At 71.1% G+C, this 5,424-nt stretch carries 1 protein-coding gene; it reads right to left on the bottom strand.

The genetic code is table 11. The features are described from left to right. Positions 1-5,424, bottom strand: a 5,424-nt coding sequence (locus V6U90_RS32320; RefSeq protein WP_334444804.1) for a hypothetical protein, incomplete at both ends; no start/stop codon positions are given.

The following is a 5,424-nucleotide window of genomic DNA, read 5'->3' as shown; positions in this document are numbered from 1 at the left end:
GCGGCGGCCATCGCCGCCGGGGTGGCGCGTTGCAGCAGACCCTCCAGGCCGATCGTGGGGGCGCCCGCCGCCGGCGCGGGCCAGCCGGCCGGGTTGTTCGCCTTCCAGTCGTACCGTTCGGAGAGCGCCCGCTGGAGCTCGTGTACCGCGTCGGCGTACATCTCGTAGAACCCGTCGCCGCTCATCCAACCGGTGGCGGGGGCATCGTCGGCCTCGAACCGCTCCGGTCCGATCGGCGCCAGGCCGGCGTCGCGGTGGAACGCGCTGTGCCAGTGCGGGACCGCGACGAAACGCGCCTGGGTGCGGATCCGGACCAGGTACGTCACCCCCTGCATCTTGAGGTGGTTCTCGAGCCGCTTGGTGTCGTCGAAGGTGGCGCTGTGGCTGGCCGGCGCGGTCCGGTTCGCGCCGGTGGAGATCTTGCCGGCGACCGTCTTGTCCTCCTGCACGCCGATGTTCGTCGTCCCGATCGGCGCGCCGTAGGACATCTCCGCGTCGAGGTTGGGCCGCCACCGGTTGCGCGACTGGGTGGCCGCGGTGGTGGACGCGAACTTGGCGTATCGGCCGGTGCCGGTGGTGGTGAGCCTGCTGATGATCTCCAGCGAGTGCAGCTTGACGTACATCCGCATGGCGACCCGGTTGTTGGACGCGCCGGCGACGAACAGGTGCGAGCCGAGCAGGTATCCGCCGTCGCCCAGCCCTTCGGAGAGGTGGTTGTCGACGTTGAGCCGGGACAGCAGGCCGTCGAGCGCCACGCTGCCCCGGTAGGCCGGGTCGCTGGCCTGAGGGCCGAGCACGTTGCCCATGAGGTGCCGGGCGGCCGGGTAGAGGTCGTCGACCAGGGCGCCGCTGACGTAGGCGTCGCCGGGCAGCGACGGCAGCGCGCGCAGGTCCAGCTGCGGCGACCGGGGCACGGGGGTGGCCTCGGCCAACCCCCGGGGCACCTTGAAGTCGATCCGCCCCTCGTAGTGACGGGTCAGCACCGGCTCCACCGGCGCGAGGGAGACCCAGTCGGCGAAACCGGCGGGCGCGTGGTGCAACGCCCAGTCCGCCGCGTCGTTCAGGGCCGTCATCACGTGGTTCACCAGGTAGCTCGGCTGCCAGCCGTGCATCTGCACCCGGCTGAGCTCCATGGTCAGGCCGATGTCGTCTTCGGCTTCGTAGTTCCCCGTCCAGTCGTAGACGGTCCGTTCCCGGACGACCTGCGCGGCACCCTTGACGCCGCGCCCCCCTCCCGGCGCGAACGACAGCGACCCGGCGGTGGACACCGGGACGCCGTCCACCGAGAAGCCGAACTTGGCCGGCATGAGGTTCCAGCCCAGCGCCTGCCCGATGATACGAGCGGTCGCGCCGTAGGCGTGCTCGTAGTTCTCGATGCCGTAGTCGGCCCGCCAGCCGGTGAACCGCGGCCGGCCGCCCAGGGTGCCCGAGATCTTCAGCTTGAACATCTGGACCGCCACCGGGTTGCGCTGGTCGACCAGGTAGAACGACACGCCGTTGTACCGGTGCAGCATGTCGGCGAACACGATGTTGGCGCGCTGGCCGGCCAGCGTGGACTGAAGCGTTTCGAGGCCGCCGGGCAGCGCGCCGACCACCGACTCGTCGGGCGAGACCATCAGGACGCCCCAGCTGGTCCCCGCCCCCGGCCAGTTGTCGTGGCTGGCGCCGAGCAGCCCGGGCCGGCCGGCGTCCACCAGCTCCCGGACGGCGTCCAGCAGGGTCGTGGTGGGGCGCGGCCCGCCGTCGGCCGGAGCCGGCCCGGTAAACAGCGCCAACTCGTCGACGCCCGCGTGGCCCAGCGTCCGGTCACCGGTACGGGTCAGGTAGGGCGGCATGGTCAACGCGCTGAACGGGTTGACGTTCGGATCCAGGGTGATCCCGAAGTCGGTGGTGAACTGCGCGCGGCGGCGCGGGTCGAGCACCGCGCCGCGCTGGGCCAGGTCCACGTGCCGGTCGGCGAGCGTGTGCGCCCACGTCTGGACCCGGTTCTGGATCAGGTACGTGCCGAGGTCGGGCAGACCGGCGACGGTACGGCTGGCGGCGCGGTCGGCCAGTTCGCCACGCCACCGGCTGAGCAGCCCGGCCACGGTGTTGCCGCTGAGCACCAACTCGCCGCGGGACCACCGGCCCATCGCGTCGAGCAGCTGCACATCGCTGATCGGCAGCTTTCCGGCCGCGTACTGCGCCAGGGCCTCCGCCTCGGGCAGGATGAACTGCATCATGCGGCCCCGCAGGTCGGCCCCGGGTGGCACGCTGACCCGGCTGACGACGAACCCGACCTGCTTGTGGATGCCGGCGCGGACGTTGATGTCGTATTCCGCCTCGAAGGCGTACCCCCGGCCGAAGGCCAGCTTGAGCATCTCCAGGCCGCCGACGCGCTTGGTCTCCGCCGACTCGCTCTCGCTGAACCGCACGCCCCCCGACTCGCCGTAGCTGACGTTCAGCGGACCGAACTTGTGGCCGAGGCCGATGTTGGGCAGGTTGAACGCCTTCGCGAACGACCGGTTGGCGACGTTGACGGTCTCGGCCAGGTACAGCTCGATCAGGCCGGTGACGTACTGGTCCGGGGTGGCTCCGACGAACCGCGCCCCCCGGATACGGGGCACCTTGATCGAGATCGCGGCGCTGGTGTTCGCCACGAAGCCGGGCTCGACCAGGGTGGTCGCGCCGTACTGGCCGAGCACGGCCTCCTTGAACCGCGCCTGGAAGGTGATGTGGTTGGTCAGACTGGCCACCGGCCCGGTCATCGGCCGGCCAGCCAGGGTCAGGTCCCGTGGCAACTGGTCCTGCGCCGCGGCGCGCAGGCCGTGCGCGTCGACGAAGTACACGATGCCCTGGTTGAGCACCGACGGTGCGGTGTCGGCCCGGGCCACCTCGCTGAAGGTGGCCGGATCGGAGTTGAACTTCAGCAGCGCGGCGTGCACGTTGGCGCGGATCAGCTCCGGCGAGACGATCGGGGCGTCCCGGTCGCTGATCCGGACCACGAAGCCCAGGTCGTACGGCGCGTTGACGAACATCACCCGGCTGCCGGTCTCCTTCAGCTCCGGCCGGTTGACCACACGGGTCACCCGCTCGGCGGCGCCGACGTTGCGGCTCACCGACCCGCCGAGGAGTCCGACGGACCGGAGCTCCTTGACGCTCGGCGGCAGCGCGGTGTTCACCCCGGCCTCCGCCGACCAGCCCTGGTTGCCGCTCGCGCCCTGGCCGGCGATGCCGAGCGACATCCCGAGGGTGACCGTGCTCACCTCGTCGCTGAGCCGTTCGAAGTGCACCGAGTTGCCGTCCGCGTCGACGTCCGCGGAGATCCGGGGGATCGCGTAGACGATCACATCGGCGGTACGCATCACCCCGTTGCGCCAACTGTGCAGGGTGAACGGCATTCCCGCCTCCGGGGCGGGCGCGTCCGGGTCGTCGACGGCAGCGGCGCCGTCCTGGCCGAGCGAGTCGAAGTGCGACTCCAGGCCGTCGCCGCTCACCATCTTGTTGAACAGGTCCAGGTTGTCGATCGCGGCGTCGGTGTCGCGGTGGACGACCTCGTCGTAGGCGTCCCGCACCCCGTCGACCACCCGGCCCAGCAGCGGCCGTTCCTCCAGGGGCGTACCGGAATCCGGGGTCGCCGGCCGGCTCTGCTCCCCGTGCGCCCACGGCCGGTCCGGGTCCGTCGGAAGGAACCCCTCACCGGCCAGCACCCGCATGAGACCGGCCCGGAGCTGCCGCACCGCCGGCTTGTCGATCCTCGGCAGGGACTGACCCAGCAGGCCCCGCCCCTGAAGGACGTGCCGGGGCAGCAGGTTGCCGCCGGTGTCCTCCGGGTGCACGCCGGTGTTGCGCAACCGCGGCCGCCACTGGTCGTGCGGCACCGACCGGCGTCGTCCGCCTGCCGGCACCACCGCCAGGTCACCGTCCGCAAGACCGGGCATGGGATCGGGGGCGAAGGCGTCCGCGTCGACGCTGAACCCGTAGTCGAAGGCGTCCGGCTCGGACATCCGGAGCACCGCCGACCCGCTCACCACCGGCGTCGGATGCGGCCACTCACGCGGCCGGCGGGAGGTGATTACCTCGGCGTGCCACTCGAACGGCACCTCATGGCCAACCGTCTGACCGGTGTACCGGCCGACCACGACGTTCAGCGACGCCACCGTGACGCCACCACCGTCGTTGCTGGTCCAGCTCATTCCCCCACGGGCGGAGAGACCGAGCTTGGCGTTCTCCTTGTACGCCCGTGGATCGTCGAGACGCCTGGCCAAGGGCAGGTCTACCGCGCCACCGAGGGACAGCCCGGCGGACTGCTGGAGGGTGAACTCGCCGCCCTGCCCCACGATGCCGGTACGCACCTGCTCGATGTGGGCCTTGTCGCTGCTGGCGCCCACCCGCGTGGAGCCGCCGCCGAGGCCCACCTGCACGGAGCCGCCGAGACGACGGCCGTAGACCCGGATGCTGGCCGCCGCGTGCCCGTCGTCGTGCAACGTGAACGCGTAGCCCCGGGTCAGCGCGCCGGCGTCGCCGTCCGCCTCCGGCGTCCGCCGGTTGTTCACCGCCTCGTCGAAGTGGGTCTCCAGGTTCCACAGCTTGCGCTGCAACTCGTTGCGCATCGGACTTTCGATGGACATGTCGAAGCCGTCGGCACGCAGCCGGTCGATGACGAGGTCGTACAGCTCGTTCAGACCGGTGATGTTGCTGGCGGAGAAGAGCTCCGGCACCCGCGTCAGGTTGTCCCGCATGTGCTCGGGCAGGTCGGCGACCACCTGCTCGCCGGCGCTCTCCAGCAGGTGATCGGGGATCGCCACCACCAGCCGGGCCGGTTCCTGCCCGTCCGGCGGCTCCGGCACCTCCACCGCCTGCCACGGCTGTTCGTCGCCGCGCGCCTCGATCAACCACCCCGGCTTGTACGAGTAGAACGTCGAATCCGCGCGGGTGTCGAACACCCGACCCTTCTCCGCGTCGATCAGGTAGGCGGACTTCTGGTCCACCTTGTTGAGGGTGGCGTTGAAGCGGGGCCCCCAGTGGGTCGTCGGGCCGAGCGGCACGTCGGCGTTGAAGTCGCCGCGCAGCCGCACCGCCCGGGTGTTGGTGCCGTCCGACTGGCTGTGCGCACCGGTCTGGAAAACACCCTGGGTGAACTGGTTGGCGTGGAAACGGCCGTTCTCACTCGTCAGGCCCTCGGTGTCGTCCAGCGACGGCCCGGGCGTCTCCGTGTCGAACGAACCGGCCGGGTTCGACACCAGCTGCGGGCCGTCCGGCCGCAGGCGGGCCCGCACCTCCATGCCGCCCAGCGTGAACAGGTACCCGTCCGGGGCGACCACCTGCGGGTAGTTGTTGAGCAGCCGCTCATTCAACTGTTCCCATTCGTTGTCCCGCACGGTGACGCCCCGCCGGGCCGCGTCGGCGCGCAACGCCTGCTCGATGCGGTCCAGGTCCGGCAAT

Source organism: Micromonospora sp. CPCC 206060 (assembly GCF_036906895.1).
GTDB lineage: Bacteria > Actinomycetota > Actinomycetes > Mycobacteriales > Micromonosporaceae > Micromonospora.
This window is presented reverse-complemented; position numbering and strand designations above follow the sequence as displayed.